This window comes from Enterobacter sp. MGH 24 (assembly GCF_000493015.1).
GTDB lineage: Bacteria > Pseudomonadota > Gammaproteobacteria > Enterobacterales > Enterobacteriaceae > Enterobacter.
Window position 1 is genome coordinate 3875878 of the sequence record NZ_KI535657.1, and the last position, 20324, is coordinate 3896201.

Genomic DNA, 20324 nt, shown 5'->3' on the forward strand with positions numbered 1-20324 from the left:
CGTAGTGAGGGCAATGTGATGAGTGATAATAACGAGCTGGGCATTCTCGCCCGCCGCAAAATTGAAGCAGAAATTATTAAGCCAATCTATGAAATCCTGGTGCGCGAGATAGGGAAAACCCGCGCCCAGGCGGTCATTGGCGAGGCCATTGAGCAGGCGGCGATTGACGCTGGCAAAGCGTTTGCCAGCAAAGAACCCAACGGCGCGGACGTCAAAAGCTTTATCGCCCTGCAGTATCTGTGGGAGAAAGATAACGCCCTGGACGTGAAGGTGATCGACGCCGACGACCAGCAGTACAACTACAACGTCACCCGCTGCCGCTACGCGGAGATGTATCACGAGATGGGGCTGGGCGAGATTGGTCATCTGCTCTCCTGCGCGCGCGATGAAAAGTTCATCGTTGGCTATGCGCCGGACGTGAAGCTGACCCGCACGACCACCATCATGCAGGGCGGCGCGTGCTGTGATTTCCGCTACCGCAGCAATAAGGACAAGACATGATCCGCGTTAACGCCGAACGGCTGTGGTCAACGCTTGAGATGATGGCGCAGATCGGCGGCACGCCCGCCGGTGGCGTGACCCGTCTGGCATTGAGTGAGGAAGATCGTATTGCGCGTAACCTGCTGCGCGACTGGGCGCTGGACGCGGGTTTCACCTGCGACGTTGACAGCATGGGCAATATGTTTATCCGTCGCGCGGGGGAAAACCCGGCTCTCGCGCCGGTCCTGACCGGCTCGCACGTGGATACTCAGCCGCAGGGCGGTAACTACGACGGCGTTTACGGCGTGCTGGCCGGGCTGGAGCTGCTGCGCACCCTCAATGACCATCGCGTTGGGACGGAGCGCGATATTGTGCTGGTGAACTGGACCAACGAAGAAGGCGCGCGCTTCGCGCCAGCCATGCTCTCTTCAGGGGTCTGGACGGGACAGTTTAGCGAAGCGTACGCCCATGCCCGCGCGGATAACGATGGCACCACCGTGGGCGAAGCGCTGGAGAGCATTGGCTACCGGGGTGAAGCCCCTGCCCGCGCGTTTCCGCTTCACGCCTGCTACGAACTGCACATCGAACAGGGCCCGATTCTCGAAGATGAAGGTCTGGATATCGGGTTAGTCCGCGCGGCAATGGGCCAGCGCTGGTTTACCCTGACGCTGGACGGATTCGCCGCCCACGCGGGCACGACGCCGATGCACAGCCGCCGCGACGCGCTGACCGCCTTCGCAGAGCTGGCGCTGAAGGTGGAAGAGATTGGCTATCGGCATGCGCCGGATGGACGCGCGACGATCGGTATGGCGAAGGTTACGCCAAACTCGCGCAACGTTGTGCCGTCCCGCGTGGAATGCAGCGTTGAGTTTCGCCATCCGGCGCAGCAGGCGCTGGAAGCCATGGAAGCGGCGCTGCACAAGGTGGCTGAAAGTCTGAAGCTGCGCGGCGTCGCGGCTGTCGTTGAACGCATCTTTGACTACGCGCCCATCGCATTTGATGCCGAATGCCTGGCGCGTACGGAGAAGGCCGTGGCGGATCTGGGCTATTCGTCGAAACCGATGGTCTCCGGCGCGGGACACGACGCCTGCTATGTGAGCAAAATTGCGCCCGCCAGCATGATCTTTATCCCCTGCGTGAAAGGCATCAGCCATAACGAAGCGGAGAGGATCCTCCCGGAGTGGTCAGAGAAAGGGGCGAATGTGTTGTTACACAGCGTCCTCTCCGCGGCCCAGGAGAAATAGGCGCGGCGCTAGACGGCAACGCGCCGGCTGATTTCGACAACCCGATCGCTGGGAAGGTGGTAGTGGTTGATGACGTGCGTGCAGTTGCGCTTCATGAAGGCAAAAATGTGTCGTTGCCACGCCGCCATTCCGGCCCCGCCTTCGCCAGCCACAATGGTTTCATGCCCGACGTACCAGGTGGCGTCATCCGTGGCAAAAAGCGCGTTAATCTCGCTGACGCCCTGCAGCAAGCGCGGGATGTCCGGGTGTTCCATAAAGCCGTACTGCGCCACGCCGTGCCAGTAGCCCGGCGCGCGCTGCTCCACGCTGATGCGCTGTTCTTCTCCGACGTAGGGCACGTTGAGAATATCAATGGTCAGCGACAAGACGTCCTGCTGTAGCGCCCGGTTTCGCGCGACGTGCCAGCGCATGACCGGCGGGATATTGTTCTGCGTACGGGTCAAAAAGACGGCGGAGCCCGCCACCCTGGGCACCGTCTTTTGCTGAAGCTGGGCAAAGAACGCATCCACGCTGACGCCCTTCTCGCCCACCGATGCGGATACCGCCTTAACGCCGCGGTGCCAGATCAGCATCACCGTACAAATCGCTGCGGCCATCAGCAGCGGAATATAGCCGCCTTCCAGGACCTTAATCAGATTGGCAAACAAGAAGGTGGCATCAATCACCAGGAAACAGAGGGCAATCACCGCGCTGCTGGCCAGGCTCCAGCGCCACACTTCCCGCATCGCCACGAACAATAGCCCCGTGGTCATCAGCATGGTTAACGACACGGCGATGCCGTACGCCGCGGCAAGCTTATCGGAGGATTTGAAGAACACCACCAGCCCGATGGTCACCACCATCAGCAGCCAGTTTATGATCCCGATATAAATCTGACCGTAGCTTTCTGCCGCCGTCTGTTTGATGCGTAATCGGGGTAACCAGCCAAGCTGAATGGCCTGACGCGTCATGGAAAACGCGCCGGTAATAATCGCCTGACTGGCAATGATCGTCGCCAGCGCGGCAAGAACGATAAGCGGAACCTGCAGCACCGGCGGGCACAGCAGGTAAAAGAGATTTTGTTTGCTGTCGGCACCCGCCAGGATCAGCGCCGACTGGCCGGCATAGTTGAACAGCAGGGAAGGAAAAACGACGCCGTACCAGGCAAGCCAGATCGGCTTTTTACCGAAATGCCCCATGTCGGCATAAAGAGCCTCGGCCCCCGTTACGCAGAGAAAAACGCCGCCCAGGACCAGGAAGCTGGTGTACCCGTTTGAGAACAAAAACGCGATGCCGTAAGCCGGATTCAGGGCCAACAGCACCGAAGGGTGTTGAATGATGCCCCAGACGCCCAGCGCGGCAATCGCCAGAAACCACAGCGCCATCACCGGGCCAAATATTTTCCCTATTCGGGCGGTACCAAAAGGCTGGATAAGAAACAGCGCCAGCAGAACTGCCACCGTCAGGGGTAATATGTACGGCTGGGACTCAGGGATCACCATCTCCAGCCCTTCCAGAGCGGAAAGCACGGAGATCGCCGGGGTTATCGCGCCGTCACCGTAAATCAGCGCTGCGCCAATCAGGGCGGCAAAAATCACCCAGCGCCCGCCTTTGCCTTTTTCTACCAGAAGCGACATCAAGGCCATGATGCCCCCCTCGCCATGATTATCAATTCGCATGGCGAAGGCGGCATATTTTATGGACGTTACCAGGATGAGTGTCCAGGTAATCAGCGAGAGCAGGCCCAGTATGACGCCGGGCGTTGGGTCATGCTCAGAGAGCGAAAGCACCGTCCGGAAGGTATAGAGCGGGCTAGTGCCGATATCACCAAAAACGACGCCCAGCGCGCCCCCTGCAAGCAGGGTTAACCGGGAGAGCGGTTGGGAGGGTTCACTGCTGTCGCGAGGGCGCATATTTTCCAGCAAGAGTCAGATAATCCTATAAAAAACATAGCCCATCTGCCCCGCCCGCGCCAACCGCGCGTCCTGTATTACTGCGGCTTGACCTTCGCCAGGCTGAACCAGATCCCCACTGCCAGCAGCAGCAGCATTCCGCCCGCGCTGCCCAGCGCCACGCTGTGCGAGGTAATAAACGCGCTTTTCGCCGCCCCAATCACCGACTCCGCCAGCGACGGGGTCAGATCCTGCGCCACCTTCATCGCCTCGCCAATGGATGACGAGGCTTTATCGACGAGAGAAGCATTCAGCCCTTGCGGCAGCGCAATCGACGCCGAGAAGCTGCGGGTCAACAGCAGACCAAAGATGGCGATCCCCAGCCCGGCCCCCAGTTCGTAGGACATGGTTTCAATTGCCCCTGCGGCGGCGGCTTTCTCTTTCGGTGCGGCCGCCATAATTGCCGAGGTTGAGGCCAGCAGCGCGCTGGCGGCGCTGAAGCCGAGCAGCACCATCAGCCCCCACGCCTGCCACTGCTGCGTGCTGAAGTCGAGCATCGACAGGCCGATAAAGCTGACGGCGCTGAGCCCCATTCCGCCGGCCGCGACGATGCGTAGCCCCAAACGCCCGACCAGCACACCCGCGATCGGTCCGCTGAACCCGCTGGCGACCATCACCGGCAGCATGAACATTCCCGCTTCAAACGGCGTAAAGCCATGAACAAACTGCAGCTCCTGAGCCATCAGCAGCTCAAACCCGACCAGGGCAATCATGGCGGTCATCGCCATCACCACGCCGCTCAAGATGATGCGATGGCAGAAGAGACGCATGTCGATCATTGGTACGAGCGCGCGGAGCTGAATACGCACGAAGATAAACAGCAGCACCGAGCCGGTCACCAGCGCGGACGCGACTACCCACGGTGACAGGACGCCTTTTAGCGCGGTTTTCGCACTGTAGACCAGCAGCAAAATCGCCACAATGAGCATAATGGCATGGCTAATATTCAGCGGCTGCTCCGGACGGCCCTGCTGAGGAGGCACAAAACGCGCGGCCAGCGAAACCACCACCAGCACGATCGGCACGTTGATCAAGAATACCGAGCCCCAGTAGAAATGCTCAAGCAGCATACCGCCAATCAGCGGGCCAAACGCCGCCCCGCCGGAACCCACCGCGGCCCAGACGCCGAGCGCAATATTACGATCCCGCGCGTCGATAAACAGCGTGCGGATCCCAGCAAGCGTAGCCGGAATGATCATCGCCGCACCGATTGCCAGCGAGGCGCGCGCCGCAATCAGCCACCCTGCTGACGGGGCAAACGCTGCCGCCAGCGACGACAGGCCAAACAGCGTGCTGCCAATCATGAGCAGTCGTTTAAAACCAATGCGGTCACCCAGGGCACCCATCGGCAGCACCATACCCGCCATCACCAGCGAGTAAATATCGATAATCCACAGCAATTCATTACCGCTGGCGCCCAGCGTCATGCTCAATGTCGGCGCCGCCACGTGCAGCACCGTCGCGTCGATCGCCACCGGGATATACACCAGCACGATAATCACTAACGCTAACCACTGACGAAACATAAATATCCTTTTCTTTTAAAACATGGACACATGTCCAGGATGCGATCCTACGTAAAGTTGAACGCATGTCCAGCTTTTTGTTACACTCGTTTCATTCCCATTGAGAGTGAGTAAACATGCGATATCTGAGCAAGGATGAACGGCGGGAAGCCATCTTACAGGCCGCCATGCGCGTGGCGCTGGCTGAAGGACTGGCGGCAATGACGGTACGCCGTATTGCCGCCGAGGCCAGGGTCGCCACCGGCCAGGTGCATCATCACTTTACGTCCGGCGGAGAGCTAAAATCGCTGGCCTTCGTACGGTTGATTCGCGAGCTGCTGGATGCGGACGTCGCGAGTAAACAGGCCGGATGGCGCGAGCAGCTTCATGCCATGCTCGGCAGCGATGACGGAAGGTTTGAGCCCTATATTCGCCTGTGGCGGGAAGCGCAGATCCTTGCCAGCCGTGATGCCGACATCAAGGGTGCCTATGTGATGACCATGGAGATGTGGCACCAGGAAACGGTGGCGCTTATCAAAGCGGGAACGGAGGCGGGAGAATTGAAGCCGGGCGATCGGGCGGAAAATATTGCCTGGCGCTTGATTGGTCTGGTGTGCGGTCTTGACGGAATGTATATCTTAAACATGCCCGAAATGGACGAAGCCGCGTTTAACAACCATCTCGATACATTAATCACGCTCGAATTGTTTAATACCCCGTCTAAGCAGTGATGTTGCCGGGTGGCGGCAACGCCTTACCCGGCCTACCTTTTTCTACTCCCGGTCTGTTAAGACTGCAGCATGCCGTGCTGCATCAGGAAACCCCACCAGGGAATGCCGAGGAACATGTGGATTAAAAACGTGCACAGCGCCACGAGCGTGCCTATCGTCCACCATGACCTGATGTCGTTATACCCGGCGGCGAAGATAATCGGCCCCGCTGCGCCGCCATAGTGCGTGATGCAACCTCCATAGGAGTTGGAAAAGAGAATGGCGAGGGCAAGCAGAACGGGTGCCGTTCCGGTGACCAGCCCCACGGTGGCAAAGACCGGCACCATCGCCGCAACGTACGCCCCGCCTGAGGCAAAGAAATAGCGAACCAGCACGCTGAGAAACACGATAATAACGATGGTCATATTCCCCGCGCTGAGAAAATCGAGGTGCGCTGACAGGAAATCAGCCAGCCAGCGGAAAAATCCCTCCTTGCTCAGCGTGGCGCTCAGACCGATGATGCCTCCGTACCACATCAGGGTATTCCAGCCGCCTTTGTTTTTCTGTACGTCGCTCCAGCCGATAATATTAAACAGCAGCGCTGCCCCCATCGCGATAATGGCGACGGCGGATTCATTGAGCCCAAGGTAACGAGAGAAGATCCAGCCCAATAACGCGGCGATAAAAATTACCACCAGCCCCTTCTCTTTGATGCTCATTGCCCCGAGGCTTTGCAGGCCGTTGGTCGCAATGGCGATATTATCAATATGTTTAATTTCCGGGGAAGCAACCCGGTAGCAAATATAGGGAATGATACACAGCATCAATAACCCCAGCGGAGCCCCTGCCAGCATCCAGCCGATCCAGCTAATATGAATATGGAAAATGTCGGAAATGAGCTGTAGCGCTAACGCGTTTCCGGCAAAGCCCGTTAAAAACATATAGCTGGTCGTTTTAGTCACCATATAGACATTGACCATTAAATAACGCCCAGCCCTGCACGGCGTCTCTTTTGGCGTTGAGCCTAATACCATCGCGATGCTGTTAATAATAGGAAAAACCACGCCGCCTGCCCGCGCGGTATTTGAGGGCGTGGCGGGTGCCAGCACTAAATCCAGTAAGGCGGTCACATACCCCAACCTCAGCGTCGTGCTGCCAAACTTGAGGATAAACCAGTAGGCAAGACGTTTTCCAAGCCCCGTTGTGACAAAGGCCGCGCTCAGCGTAAAGGCGCTAAACACCAGCCAGGTCGTGCCCGAGGCGTATCCGCTCAGGACATCCATTGATTTGACAGGAGAATCCGGGAATTTTGTTACCGTAAAACAGGTTAATGCCACCGCGACCAGCATAATGACGGGTTCGGGATACGGTTTAATGACCAGCCCAACGATAGCGGACAAATATATGCCTGCCAGTATCCACGCCTCTTTGGTTAATCCATCAGGTGGAGGAATAAATATTGATAATAATATTATTACGGCAAGTAAGATTGTTTTTAAAACATTGGAATTAAGCATATCTCACCCATGAGAAAAGGGTCCCTGAATAGCGGAGACCGCTCCTGAGAGAAGCCTCCACCGATTAAATACATTTATCAAATAAATAATTAACAGTTACACGCTAACAATATTGATATTATCACTCCACCTGGACTGATATTCGGACAGAGTATCAAAACTGAGATAGCGGTAGATATTTTCATGCGCATCGTGAAGTTTATTCGTATAGTCAAAATATTCTTCCACGGTTGGCATTTTTCCGAGCATGGCCGCAACGGTGCTTAATTCAGCTGAGGCAAGGAACACTTTCGCATTCGTTCCCAGACGATGCGGGAAATTTCGGGTGGACGTCGATACCACGCTGCTCCCTTCACGCACCCTCGCCTGATTCCCCATGCACAGGGAACAGCCCGCGGGCTCGATTCTCGCTCCCGCTTTAATAAACTGATTAAAATAGCCCTCACGGGAGAGCTGTTGGGCATCCATTTTTGTCGGCGGTGCGAGCCACAGGCGCGCCTGGTTCTCTCTGGCACCGGCCATGATTTCACCCGCAGCGCGGAAGTGACCGATATTTGTCATGCAGGAGCCAATGAACACCTCTTCGACAGGAGTGCTGGCAACCTCCGAAAGTAACCGAGCATCGTCCGGATCGTTCGGCGCGCAGACCACCGGTTCGGTAATTTCATTGAGATCGATCTCAATGACTGCCGCATATTCCGCGTCAGGATCGGCGCGGAGCAGCGACGGGTTAGCCAGCCACGCCTCGATTTCAGCAATGCGTCGTTCAAGCGTGGCGGCGTTTTCATACCCCTGATTAACCATCCAGCGCAAAAGAGCCGCATTGGAGCGAAGATATTGCGCGACATTCTCTTCCGCCAGGCGCATAACGCACGCGGCGGCGGACCGTTCGGCGGAGGCGTCAGCCAGTTCAAACGCCTGCTCTGCGCTTAATGTTTCCAGGCCTTCAATTTCGAGGATCCGGCCCGAGAAAACGTTGCGCTTATTCTTTTTCTCGACCGTCAACAGCCCCTGCTTTCTGGCGTAGAGCGGAATGGCATGCACCAGGTCGCGCAGGGTGATCCCTTTCTGCATCTCGCCCGTAAAGCGCACCAGCACCGATTCAGGCATATCCAGCGGCATGATGCCGGTTGCGGCGGCGAACGCCACCAGCCCGGAACCGCCCGGGAAGGAGATCCCCAGCGGGAAGCGGGTATGGGAGTCGGCACCCGTGCCTACCGTATCCGGCAGCAGCATGCGGTTAAGCCAGGAGTGGATAATGCCGTCGCCCGGCCTGAGCGCCACCCCATTCCGGCGGGTGATAAACTGCGGCAGGGTTTCATGCAGCTGGACATCTACCGGCTTAGGGTACGCAGAGGTGTGGCAGAAGGACTGCATCACCAGATCGGCTGAAAACGTGAGGCAGGCAAGGTCGGTCAGTTCGTCGCGCGTCATCCCGCCGGTGGTGTCCTGAGAACCGACGGTAGCGATCTTCGGCTCGCAATACTGCCCGGGGCGGATCCCCGCCACGCCGCAGGCTTTACCCACCATTTTCTGCGCCAGCGTAAAGCCGGCTGCGGATGGCGCAGGTGAAGCGGACGTGCGGAATACCGCTGAAGGCTCAAGCTTCAGTGATTCCCGCGCTTTCGCCGTCAGGCTGCGTCCGATAATCAACGGGATCCGCCCGCCGGCGCGCACTTCGTCCAGCAGCACTTCGGTTTTAAGGGTAAAGGTCGTCACCAGCCGCTGGCTTTCTGTCTCACGAATTTCGCCCTTGTACGGGTAAAGATCGATCAGCATCCCGGTCGTCAGCGCGGAGACGTCCATCTCTACCGGCAGCGCGCCGGAATCTTCCAGGGTGTTGAAGAAAATGGGCGCGATTTTGCCGCCAAACACAAACCCGCCGTTACGTTTATTCGGCACGTACGGAATGTCGTTCCCGATGTGCCACAGGATGGAGTTGGTGGCGGATTTACGTGAGGATCCGGTCCCCACGACGTCACCGACGTACGCCAGCGGCCAGCCCGAGGCTTTCAGTTCTGCCAGCTGGCGCAAAGGGCCGCGCGCGCCGGGTTCATCAGGCGTTACCCCTTCCCTGACGTTACTGAGCATAGAGAGCGCGTGCAGCGGAATATCCGGACGTGACCACGCCTCCGGTGCCGGAGACAAATCGTCGGTATTGGTCTCACCGGGTACCTTAAACACCTTCAGGGTAATTTTATCAGGCATGGCCGGACGGCGCGTGAACCACTCGGCATTAGCCCAGGACTGAAGCACCTCTTTTGCCCGGACGTTGCCGCTCTTCGCTTTGGCTTCCACCAGGCTGAATTTTTCAAAGATCAGGATAGTTGAAGAAAGCTGCCCGGCGGCCAGCGGCGCGAGGTTCGGATGGTCAAGAAGCTCAATCAGCGGCTGGACGTTATAGCCCCCCTGCATGGATCCCAGAAGCGCTGTGGCCGCGTCGGGAGAAAGCCCGTTAACACGGTATTCCTGCAATGCCACCTTAAATAAAAAATCGGCTTTTAGCTTTGCCGCAGGATCGACCCCCGGCGGAACGCTGTGGGTTAATAAATCCAATAATTGTGGATGATGTGCGGACTCATCTTTTATTAAACGATGAATCAGTGCTTCGGTTTGTTCCGCCGTTAACGGTTTCGCCGGAATACCCGACTCAGCGCGCGCTTTCTGGTGCTGGTGATAATCATCTAACATAGGTTCTCCTGTTAAAGCTAAAGTTGTTCGCAAAATTCGGTTAATCGTTCGAGTCCATACGGCCATTCGCCAAAACCGGACTCAGAATTAATGTGCCCGGCCTCACCGATATCGATGAGATGACCGCGCCAGCACGTGGCCCAATAGTGAGCGCGTGCATAAGGCATCAGAGGGTCGTTTCGGCTGGCAAAGATCATGCAGGGGACGGGTAATGGCGTTGGCTGAATGGCCTCTTCAAGTCCGAAAAAAGCAGGCTCTGCCGGTGCGACCATCACCACCCCGGCGACGTTTACCCGCCGCGTTTGCAGCAGCCGACAGGACGCCAGCGCGCCAAAGCTGTGGCCGACGAGAATGGCGGGCAGCGGGCACACTGCCAGCTCGCGGGTAATGGCCGAGACCCAGTTTTCGATATCGGGCTCTAACCAGTTTTTCTGCTGGATCCGTTTCCAGAAGGGAAAACGCCGCCCCCAGCAGCTTTGCCAGTGATGTTCATCGCTGTCTCTGAGACCCGGGACCAGAACAAGGGTGTAAACCTTACTGAGCTGCTGCAGGCGTTGTTCAATCATGACGTTTTCCTGTTACGCTATTCGCGATTATTCGGGTGGAAACTGCGACAATAGCCAGCCAACGGAAATAAGATCGGCGCTACCGCCGGGGCTTAAATTGCGTTTGATAAATTCCGCATCCATTCTGAGCAGCGCGTTAACCAATTTATCCGCCGGGAGACGTCTTATTTTTAATAACCGCCTCGCATAGCGTCTGGCGTAATTCAGCCCTTCTATTCCCCCACGAGAAACCAGGTTGGTATCCGGATTCGCGGCCATCAAACCCAGCAGCATCCTCAAGAGCGCCATGTCTTCGGATTCGCCCTGACCTAACGCGGTGTAGAGGAGCGGGAGACCCGCCTGGCGGACGGTCATAAAACCGCTGGCCGCTTCCCCTCTCGCCCCGGTAAAGCCGTATGCCTGGTACTGCTGCTCGCCCTTCGTTCTGGCGATGCCGGTGGTTTTCAGCTCCTGCTCCACGATGCCGGTACAGATAATGCGGGTCTCACGGCATAAGCTGCGCTGCGTGAGCGTTTCATCCCTTTGCGTCAGGCGTCCCGCCGCGGCGCACAGCAACCCCATAGAGAAGATCCCGCCTTTATGGGTATTCACCCCACCGGTGGCGTCAAACATCGCCTGCTCGCAGGCCAGGCCGGTCGGTCTTATGGCCCGCAGCGTTTGCGGCCCAGCATGACGAGCCGTCTCTCTGCCTACGTGAAAGAAGGTTGAGAACCAGGGCGCAATCGCCGCGATGCTGGTCATGAACAGCGCAAAATCCATGTCGCTATGCGCCCCGCTGTTTACGCGATCCACCAGACCCGGCTTCGGGGTTAAGCGAATTTCCCGATACATGGCCTCGGCAGCCAGCTCAGCGAAGGTGTGCTGAGCGTCTGACGCATTACATCTGGCAAGCGAAGTAGTCATCGGTTAACGCCTCGATTACGCGCGCGAGTTCGGCCTGCGAATGACGCCGCGCGCGCGAGCAAACGTGGGCCGGTTCATGACAGATAAAGCATCTGCGCATCGGCTGCTGGATGGCGTTTCTTTTCAGCAGCCCCGTCTTCGGACAAAACACGTCGATGTCCCACAGGCGCCCCAGAGGATGGTTATCTTCCAGATGCGCCGTGACGTGTTTGATCATCCACGCCGGTGCCGACACCGACCAGAGCGCTTCGGGGCCGGTGACCGGCTGCAGGATCTGATGCCGGCAGACCGTCCACTGATGGGTGCGGAATACCTCGCCGAGCGCCTGATTCGCGGCGGCCATCACCCGCCTGGCCAGGTCGGTATCCTTCACCTCCCCCGGCCAGACCAGCGTGACGGATACAACCGTATGTTCCGACTGAAACAGCCACGCCTGCTGCCGACGGGCTCGCTGCTCTCTGGCGCTCATTACCTGTTCCAGAGAGACTTTCGCGTTCCAAGCTTTATCCGTCATGACGATTACTCCTTCACCTGGCGAACCACGTCAATCACGCTGCCGTCGCGGTAGCGAACCACGCCGACGATACGGTCAGTGAACTCAACAGGCTTAGGTTCACCCGAGATGAGCAGCGCCTTTTGATACAACGCGTCGATGTCGACAACGGCCAGCCCGGCGTTAATCAGGCGTTCGCGAATTTCCGGGCGTGCCGGGTTAACGGCAATACCGTGATCGGTAACCAAAACGTCAATACTTTCGCCCGGCGTCACCAGCGTGGTGACCTGCCTGACGACGGTAGGAATGCGGCTGCGGATCAGCGGGGCAACCACGATGGTGAGATTTGCCGCCGCGGCGACGTCACAGTGTCCGCCCGACGCGCCGCGCATCACGCCGTCGGAGCCGGTCAGGACATTAACGTTGAACTGGGTATCCACCTCCAGCGCGCTGAGGATCACCACGTCCACCCTGTCGCAGCAGGCGGCTTTTGCGGCCGGGTTCGCATACACGTTGGTGGAGATCTCCACGTGGTCGGGATTGACCGCCATGGAGGCCGCAGCCGCGCCGTCAAAGCTTTGCGTATCGAGGATCTTTTCAATTAACCCTTTCTGATGCAGATCGACAATGCTGCCGGTGATCCCGCCGAGCGCGAAGCGGGCGACAATATTGTGCTTGCGCATACGAGTTTCCATAAACCGCGTGCAGGCGGTTGACGCCGCCCCTGAACCGGTCTGAATGGAAAAGCCGTTGCGGAAATAGCCGGAGTGTTCGATAACGTCGGCGGCAGAGCGGGCAATCATCAGCTCGCGCGGATTGCTGGTCACCCTGGCGGCACCGACGCTGATTTTTGCCGGGTCGCCGACGCTCTCAATCTGCACAACATAGTCAACCTGATCCTGAACGATACTGGCTGGCAGGTTGGGGAACGGCTTCAGGGTTTCGGTGAGCAAGACCACCTTTTTGGCATACTTCGCGTCGACCATCGCATAGCCGAGAGAGCCGCACTGAGAGGTGCCGCCGCTGCCGCTGGCATTACCGTATTCGTCGCTGCAGGAGACCGCCAGAAACGCGACATCTATGGCAATCTCGCCCTTCTGAATCAAATTCACCCGCCCGCCGTGGGAGTGGATCTGCACCGGCTCGTCCATCAGCCCGTGCGAAATCGCATCCGCCAGTTCACCACGCATCCCGGAGGTGTAGATTTTACCGATCACCCCATTGCGAATATGCTCTATAAGCGGTGAATTGCACGACATCAGCGAGCTGGACGCGAGCGTGATCCCCTTCAGGCCGCGCTGGGCCAGCTTATCCATCACGTAATTGATAACCTTATCCCCTTCACGAAAGGCGTGATGAAAAGAGACGGTCATGCCGTCATGCAGATCGCAGCGGGCCAGCACATCGTCCACGCTGGTAAACAGTTTTCGCTGAGTCTTTTGCTGGCTGTCAGCAAGATAAGGCGTCGTCGCGTTAGCGCCGCTGAAGGCGACGTACTCACGGCGAGAGCCAGGAATGTGGTGCAGGGTTTCAGTTTGGTTTTTCATTTTTCATCCTGTCGCTTGCGGTAAAGGGGATTACTGACGAATGCCGGAGGCATTTTTGCGTTCAATCACAACGCGGGCATGGTTGATGATTGGCGCATCGATCATTTTGCCGTTCAGTGAAATCACCCCCAGTCCGTTGCGTTCACCCTCCTCAGCGGCGGCAAGCACGCGCTCTGCGTAATCCACCTCTTCCTGCGTTGGCGCGTAGGCGTTATGAAGAATTTCAATTTGTCGCGGGTTAATCAGCGATTTACCGTTGAAGCCCATCCGGCGGATGAGATCCACTTCTTTCAGGAAACCGGCCTCGTCGTTCACATCGGCGTACACCACGTCGAAGGCGTCAATACCGGCTCCGCGCGCGGCATGTAATACGGCGCAGCGGGCATAGAACAGTTCCGTCCCGTCGCCCCGCTCGGTTTGCATATCCATCACGTAGTCAAAGGCGGCCAGCGCAATACCCATCAGGCGGTCGGAGGATTTCGCAATAGCGACAGCGTTAATCACGCCAACGGCAGATTCTATCGCCGCCATTAATTTCGTTGAGCCAACGGGACGTCCGCAGGTTTCTTCAATGCGGACGATTTCGCGTTCGAGCTGATGAATATCTTCCGGGGAATCGGTTTTGGGTAAACGAATGACATCGACACCCGCCCTGACGGCGGCTTCCAGATCTTTTAATCCAAAAGGCGTATTCAGCGGGTTAATTCTGACAACGGTTTCAATATCGCTGTACATCGGATGTTGCAGGGCGTGAAATACCAGAAGACGGGCGCTGTCTTTTTCTTTTAGCGCGACGGCATCTTCCAGATCAAACATTATGGAATCAGGTTTATAGATAAATGCCGTTGAAAGCATGGCGGCACTTGAACCGGGAATAAATAACATACTGCGGCGTAACTTTTTCATTATAACGTTTCCCATGCAATGTCTTCCCGTGCCATTCCTCTGAGCAGAGCAGCCTGTACGCGGGCGCGGATCACGCAGTCCAGCGCGCCTTTATCATCAATTACGACAAGCCCCTGCTCGATGTTGAACGCGGCCAGGGTTTCATTGACTACCTCAGTAATTCGGTCGCCGAATTGCTTATACACTTCGCTCTGGATGACCACATCCAGCCCGCTCTCGACGGGGCTCACCTTCACCATCAGGTCGCTGGACTCCAGCGTTCCCGCCATTGCGGCTTGCACAATTTTCATATCATTTTTCCTGTGATAATGCGGTTAAACCGCTGCCGACATCGGTTCGGATAAACAGGGCTGATGCTGGACCTCTTTATTCAGAAACGCGCGCGTGGTGGCCGGCACCATGCGGTTGGCGGCAGAGAGTTTATTTTCATTTAATAAACGACGAACGGCTGAAGCCGACACTGGCACATTATTGCCATCCGTTCTTCTTTCTATTTCGTGTACGCTGATACGCGGCGCCGAACACGTTTCGTCTTCCAGCCAGCGGTGCATCGCCCGGTTATATTCGGCGGTTAACGGGCAGAAAGACTCGGTACCGACAAAACGATGAGTAATATTCAGCGCGGGGGCGATGTAATTTCTGAACAGCATGAGGTCAATGGCGGCGTAGGCTTTATCGATGACCTGCTTATCTTTTAAGAAATAGCCCGGGAATGTCCCGCGAGAAATAATATATGCCGACCCCGGATGCACAGTGACATTTTGCAGATGCCGCGATCCGTCTCTGACCATCGCCAACCGTTCTTTAAACGAAAAAGCGGAGACATCTTCCTGCACCACGAAAACATGCAGCCAGTCGCACCGGCTGGCCGCATGCTCGATAAGATATTGATGGCCCAGGGTGAACGGATTCGCGTTCATCACAATCGTGCCAGTGTTTTGCCCCGGCACGAAATGGTGGCGACGCAGCTGGCTGCAGTAACGATGAATTCCGACGGGCGTATTCTCCATTAATGCCGCACAATTCTCGATCGTCACCAGGGGATAAAACCCGCATCCGCGAAATGACTTTACGTTATCCGGGCAGGTAAAAAGAAAGAGCTGATGTTCGCCGTTTTGTGCCGCCAGAAGCTCGGCCTCATGAATTAACGTCAGGCTTAACGACGTGCCCCGCCAGCCGGCATCCACGGCGATGCATTTCAGCGTATTACCCGCAATGCCGGTGCAGCCGACAAGCTGACGCTCATAGCGCGCAACGATAAATTGCTCAATATCGTTATCAATGCCTAAACCGTTGCGGGCCAGGAAGCGGGCGACCTCCTCTCTGGCCTGAGCGTTACCGGCTTTAATCACCTCAAATTCTGGCGTGGTGGCGGTGTACATCGTCTCTCTCCTGAGCGTCTAGACGGTTAATTCTTGCTGCTGGAGTTGCGCTTCCACGATGGTGTTCATCAGGCGGCCAATGTTTTCGATTTCGACTTCGACACGATCGCCATCGCGCATAAACAGAGGCGGGTTACGTTTTTTCCCGACGCCGCCGGGCGAGCCGGTAATGATGACGTCTCCGGCGCTGAGGGAGGTGAACGTGCTGATATAGGCAATGAGATCTGCCACTTTGTGGATCATGCTGCCGGTGGAGTCATTCTGGACCAGCATGCCGTTCAGCCAGGTGTGGATGGTCAACGCGTGAGGATCGGGGATCTCATCCGCCGTGGTCATATACGGGCCGAAGGCGCCGGTTTGCTTCCAGTTTTTCCCGGCGGTGAACCAGGCGTGCTGCCAGTCGCGGACGGAACCATCCATATAGCAGCTGTAGCCCGCGACGTGGCTGAGTGCGTTTTCGACGTCAATTCGGGTGCCGGGTTTACCGACGATCACGGCCAGCTCGCCTTCGTAATCAAACTCGCTGGAGAGAACCGGTTTTAAAACCGGCCGCGCATGCCCGGTTTGGGAATCAGGAAAGCGAATAAACAGCGTGGGGGCATTATTCGTCTCGGCAAATTCTTTTCTTTTTTCAGCGTAATTCATCCCAACGCAGAAAATCTTTCCTGGCTCTTCTATCACGGGCAGGAAGGTAATGTCTTCAGGCATCATATCCACAGGGCAATCGTGATATTGCCTGGCGACGTCAACCGCATCCCATTGTAGAAGGTCTTTCAAAGTCGCATAGTGATGGCCGATTTTATTTCCCAGATCGATAATGCCGGACTGTGTATAAATCCCGTAGCTTTTACGGCCCTGATGAATATAACTTGCTAATTTCATAATAATACCCGTTTGATATACGTGCTCATCCTGTGTTCACGCCCCGAGGCGTGAACACATTGCCATGCTATTTATTCAGCTGACTGCGCTGGAACCAGTACCTGTTTATTGCCGGATGCCAGATACGTTGCCACCACAACGCCTACGCCAAGTAATGCCAGAATAAATCCGGTCATCCCCTGCCAGCCCATTGAGTGGAAGACAAAACCGTTGATAAAACCAATAACCGAACCGCCCATGTAGTAGAAGAATAAATAGAGCGCGACGGCCTGGCCTCTTGCATGCGTTGCGTTTTTACTGACCCAGCTTAAACCGATAGAGTGGCAGCCGAAGAAACAGCCGGTAAAAATCACAGCGCCGACAATAAAGGTGACGACATTTGACGTCAGCGTCAGCAGCATCCCTAAGGCCATGATCAGGAACAGCACGCGCAGGACTTTCATGGCGCCATATTTCGCCGATAAGCGACCTGCCTGCGGAGCGGTAAAGAAACTCAGGGCGAAGCTAAAGGAGAGCAGGCCCGCGTTTGCCGGTGAAATATGGAATGGCTCGCCTTTCAGAAAGAAGGCCAGATAGTTATAAAGTGAGGTAAATGCGCCGAAAATAATGAAGCTGATAACAAACGCCAGCGCCAGATTTTTGTTTTTGAAATGCGATGCCGCCCCTTTTACCATGCGCATCACGTTCAGACTCTGCGTAGGCGTGAAGTTCTTCGATTCTGGCAGCAGGAACTTCACCAGAATGGCAACCGCAATCAGACTGACCGCAAACCCGTAAAAGATGACATTGATTGAAACGTGATCGATCAGCTGGCTGGCAACAATACGCCCGGACATGCCGCCCATCGAGTTACCAAAGACAAAATATCCCGTTACGATGCCTGCCGCTACCGGGGCGACCTCTTCACTGATGTAGGCCGTTGCCGCCGCCGCGATGCCGCTCAGCGCCAGACCAATTACCGCCCGCAGCGCAACCAGCATCGCCCAGGATTCCACCAGCGGGCAGAGCAGCGTCAGAATGCCGCCCAGCAGGAGGGAGACGATAATTAACCGCTTCCTGCCGTAGCGATCGGATAACGTCCCGGTAAACAGCAGCCCAATTGCCAGCAACGCCGTTTCTGCGGATAAGATAATACTCACCTGACTGACCGGAACATTATATTCCACAGCAAGCGTCGGGAGCAGCGGCTGAATAAAAAACAACGAAGCAAGTTCCGCAAGCCCGGATAATGCCAGCGCCAGAATCACGCGAATATGCGCGCTGGCTTTTACCGGATCGGGGGCTTTCAGGGTATTGTTAGCATGCGTTAACGCCATAATAACCTCAGTATTATAGTTAAGGTACAGAATGTATTTTTGTAAGATGGATAGCTTTTTAGTTAGGACTTTACTTAATCAACTTCAGAGAGCATTTTTTCTGGCACGCAAACAACGCCTTCAAATAATTTGCGTGACGTACGAATAACCGCAGCTCGGGTATTTTCGATATTATTTCCGTCCCTCAGCAACGATACGGATATTTTTCCACTGGGGTGTTCAATATCAATAATGTTGGTAAAGCGTTCCTTTCGACGGTCGGCAACAATTTTAGCGGCGACGGAGCCTTCAATAAGCGTCGCGGTTGAGATACCAATCGAGCCGGTAATCGCCAGTGATTTATGGCAGGTATGCGGCATGAAATAGCGCACCTGAAGCGTTCCGCCGTTTCGCGCGCGGCTGAGAAGAACCGGTTTAGGGATCACTTTGTTGGACACGTCCCCTAAGCCCATCGCCGCGCCAGCCTGACGGCGCAGGTTCTCCAGCCTTTCCTTAAACGCCCTGTCGCCATCTAATTCTGCCGGTGACTCCCCGCCTGTTTTGCCCAGCGCCGAGGCGTCAATCAGGACCATCGGCATTGCCATATCAATACAGGTAACTTCGATACCGTCGAACACGTTTGTCACGCTGTCCGTTGGCAGCAGTTTCCCGGTTTTCGACCCCGCAGAATTCAGGAAGGTTAAGCCAATCGGTGCCGCTGTCCCCGGCACACCGTCTATTTGGGTATCGCCTTCATACACAACGCGATGCTCAGGCGTTTGCACTTCAGCGTCGACCAGCGTTCCGGTGTTGAGATTGCGAATACGCACCGTCGTCACCGGGCTTTGCGCCTTCACCAGCCCTTTTTCAATGGCAAAGGGGCCCACGGCACAGAGCATATTGCCGCAGTTAGGCGTGGTATCGACGCGACGTTCGTTCACCATCACCTGGGCGAATAGGTAATCTACATCCGCGTCCGGGCTGTCGGACGGACTAACGATCGCCACCTTACTGGTTTGCGGACTTCCACCGCCAATACCGTCAATTTCGAGTTCGTGGCCTGCGCCCATCAGGCTGAGTAAAACCGCGTCACGCGCGTCGGTTTCCGCAGGCAGGTCGCTGGCCAGAATGACCGGGCCTTTTGAGGTACCGCCACGCATTAATACGCAAGGGATCTTTAACATGTCTTTTTCTCATTTCACGTTTATCAGGAACGCAATAAGGTTTTCACACTCCCGTTGATAACTCTAATGTCAAAAAAAGCATGATTAATACGCTTTGCGTATTAATAGCCCTTGCGTTATCGTGGGTATGGGAAAGTAATAATCAGGTGCGGATATGCAGCATGAATTACAGGGAATACAAGCGTTTGTAAAAATTGCAGAAATCGGATGTTTTACAAAAGCATCTCAATTTCTTCATATTTCACAACCGGCTTTAACACGCAGAATTCAGAAGCTCGAAGAGAGCCTTGGGGCTATGCTGTTTGAACGGTCCACGCGCAGCGTCAAGCTCACAACCGTGGGCCGGGAATTTTTACCTAAGGCAAAGAATTTAATCGATTTTTATGAAAGCGCGATCCTGAGTATTAAAGAAATGGCGACGCATCAGGCAGGAGTTATTACCGTTTCCTGTATCCCCACCGCCGCATTCTATTTTCTGCCTTCAGTGATACGAGATTATAACAATGACTATCCAAATATCCGTATCCGCATACTTGAGCACAGTGCCAGCGATTGTCTCGAAGCGGTGTTAAATGGCGACGCAGATTTCGGCATAAATATGATAAACGTCACACATCCAAATATCGATTTTGCGCCGCTGGTGAATGAACCCTTTGTTCTGGCATGCCGACGGGACAACGAGCTGGCGAAAAAACCGCTGGTGACATGGGACGATCTGGCTGGCATGAAGCTGATTGGCGTAAGACGCTCCAGCGGGAACCGATCGCTTATCGATCAGGCGTTCGAGAAAATGGCCTGGAAACCGAACTGGTTTTATGAAGTGCGTCATCTGTCAACGTCGCTGGGGATGGTGGAAGCGGGTCTTGGCGTGTCTGTCGTTCCCAGCCTGGCGATGCCGACCGACGAACATCATGTCCTTGTCAGCCGTCCGCTGATTGAACCCGTCATACGTCGTACGCTGGGCCTCGTGCAGCGCCGCGAAACGACCCTGAGTCCGGCGGCGGAAAAATTCCGGGAGCTGATTCTACATCTGTGGTCAGGCGAAAACAGCAGCCCCTGGATCGGCAAGTTTACTCAGCTATAAACCC

Annotated in this window: 18 protein-coding genes; 4 read left to right on the forward strand and 14 right to left on the reverse strand. The window is 56.1% G+C overall.

Annotation, left to right across the window (positions count from 1 at the left end):
• Positions 1-18 precede the first annotated feature (18 nt).
• Together L370_RS03780 and L370_RS03775 are read left to right on the forward strand one after the other, a co-directional pair.
• Positions 19-501, forward strand: coding sequence for an L-2-amino-thiazoline-4-carboxylic acid hydrolase (locus L370_RS03780; RefSeq protein ID WP_023335819.1), 483 nt, complete (start codon positions 19-21; stop codon positions 499-501).
• Positions 498-1724 (forward strand): Zn-dependent hydrolase, encoded by a 1227-nt coding sequence (locus L370_RS03775; protein ID WP_023335820.1) that lies wholly within the window; start codon positions 498-500, stop codon positions 1722-1724. The genes L370_RS03780 and L370_RS03775 overlap by 4 nt, the downstream gene beginning before the upstream one ends.
• Positions 1725-1732: 8 nt before the next feature.
• Here the strand turns inward: L370_RS03775 and L370_RS03770 are convergent, their stop codons facing one another.
• Positions 1733-3616, reverse strand: coding sequence for a potassium transporter Kup (locus L370_RS03770; protein ID WP_023335821.1), 1884 nt, complete (start codon positions 3614-3616; stop codon positions 1733-1735).
• Between the two features lie 77 nt (positions 3617-3693).
• On the reverse strand, positions 3694-5181 hold the full coding sequence (locus L370_RS03765; protein ID WP_023335822.1) for an MFS transporter: 1488 nt from the start codon (positions 5179-5181) through the stop codon (positions 3694-3696).
• 116 nt (positions 5182-5297) lie between these two features.
• Here L370_RS03765 and L370_RS03760 point away from each other — a divergent pair, with 116 nt between their 5' ends.
• Entirely contained in the window at positions 5298-5891 is a 594-nt protein-coding gene (locus tag L370_RS03760; RefSeq protein ID WP_023335823.1) for a TetR family transcriptional regulator, read from the forward strand.
• 56 nt (positions 5892-5947) lie between these two features.
• Here L370_RS03760 and L370_RS03755 read toward each other — a convergent pair whose 3' ends face one another.
• The 12 genes from L370_RS03755 to L370_RS03700 form a co-directional block, all read right to left on the reverse strand.
• Positions 5948-7387, reverse strand: a complete 1440-nt coding sequence (locus tag L370_RS03755) for an anion permease (RefSeq protein ID WP_032666613.1) — start codon at positions 7385-7387, stop codon at positions 5948-5950.
• A gap of 96 nt (positions 7388-7483) precedes the next feature.
• Positions 7484-10078: a bifunctional aconitate hydratase 2/2-methylisocitrate dehydratase gene (acnB, locus tag L370_RS03750; RefSeq protein ID WP_023335825.1), complete on the reverse strand. Its 2595-nt coding sequence runs from the start codon at positions 10076-10078 to the stop codon at positions 7484-7486.
• Positions 10079-10095: 17 nt separating this feature from the next.
• Positions 10096-10644: an RBBP9/YdeN family alpha/beta hydrolase gene (locus L370_RS03745; RefSeq protein WP_023335826.1), complete on the reverse strand. Its 549-nt coding sequence runs from the start codon at positions 10642-10644 to the stop codon at positions 10096-10098.
• 27 nt (positions 10645-10671) lie between these two features.
• The gene (gene citG, locus L370_RS03740; RefSeq protein WP_023335827.1) at positions 10672-11547 is read right to left on the reverse strand and encodes a triphosphoribosyl-dephospho-CoA synthase CitG; all 876 of its coding nucleotides are present in this window, start codon (positions 11545-11547) and stop codon (positions 10672-10674) included.
• The gene (gene citX / locus L370_RS03735) at positions 11522-12061 is read right to left on the reverse strand and encodes a citrate lyase holo-[acyl-carrier protein] synthase (RefSeq protein ID WP_023335828.1); all 540 of its coding nucleotides are present in this window, start codon (positions 12059-12061) and stop codon (positions 11522-11524) included. Before citX ends, citG begins: the two co-directional genes overlap by 26 nt.
• A 5-nt stretch (positions 12062-12066) precedes the next feature.
• Positions 12067-13587 carry a citrate lyase subunit alpha gene (gene citF / locus L370_RS03730; protein ID WP_023335829.1) on the reverse strand — a complete coding sequence of 507 codons (1521 nt, stop codon included), beginning with the start codon at positions 13585-13587 and terminating at the stop codon, positions 12067-12069.
• A 30-nt stretch (positions 13588-13617) separates the two neighbouring features.
• A complete protein-coding gene (gene citE, locus L370_RS03725; protein ID WP_023335830.1) occupies positions 13618-14493 on the reverse strand; it encodes a citrate (pro-3S)-lyase subunit beta in 876 nt (291 codons plus the stop codon).
• Positions 14493-14783, reverse strand: coding sequence for a citrate lyase acyl carrier protein (citD, locus tag L370_RS03720; protein ID WP_023335831.1), 291 nt, complete (start codon positions 14781-14783; stop codon positions 14493-14495). The genes citE and citD overlap by 1 nt, the downstream gene beginning before the upstream one ends.
• A gap of 24 nt (positions 14784-14807) precedes the next feature.
• Positions 14808-15875, reverse strand: a complete 1068-nt coding sequence (gene citC, locus L370_RS03715) for a [citrate (pro-3S)-lyase] ligase (protein WP_023335832.1) — start codon at positions 15873-15875, stop codon at positions 14808-14810.
• A gap of 18 nt (positions 15876-15893) precedes the next feature.
• On the reverse strand, positions 15894-16757 hold the full coding sequence (locus tag L370_RS03710) for a fumarylacetoacetate hydrolase family protein (RefSeq protein ID WP_023335833.1): 864 nt from the start codon (positions 16755-16757) through the stop codon (positions 15894-15896).
• A gap of 71 nt (positions 16758-16828) precedes the next feature.
• Positions 16829-18073 (reverse strand): MFS transporter, encoded by a 1245-nt coding sequence (locus L370_RS03705; protein WP_023335834.1) that lies wholly within the window; start codon positions 18071-18073, stop codon positions 16829-16831.
• A 74-nt stretch (positions 18074-18147) separates the two neighbouring features.
• A complete protein-coding gene (locus tag L370_RS03700; protein ID WP_023335835.1) occupies positions 18148-19236 on the reverse strand; it encodes a 4-oxalomesaconate tautomerase in 1089 nt (362 codons plus the stop codon).
• Between the two features lie 154 nt (positions 19237-19390).
• On the opposite strand from L370_RS03700, the gene L370_RS0122140 reads away from it, so the two are divergent.
• Complete coding sequence (locus L370_RS0122140; protein ID WP_050582368.1) at positions 19391-20320, forward strand: LysR family transcriptional regulator; 930 nt, start codon at positions 19391-19393, stop codon at positions 20318-20320.
• The last annotated feature ends 4 nt before the right edge of the window (positions 20321-20324 follow it).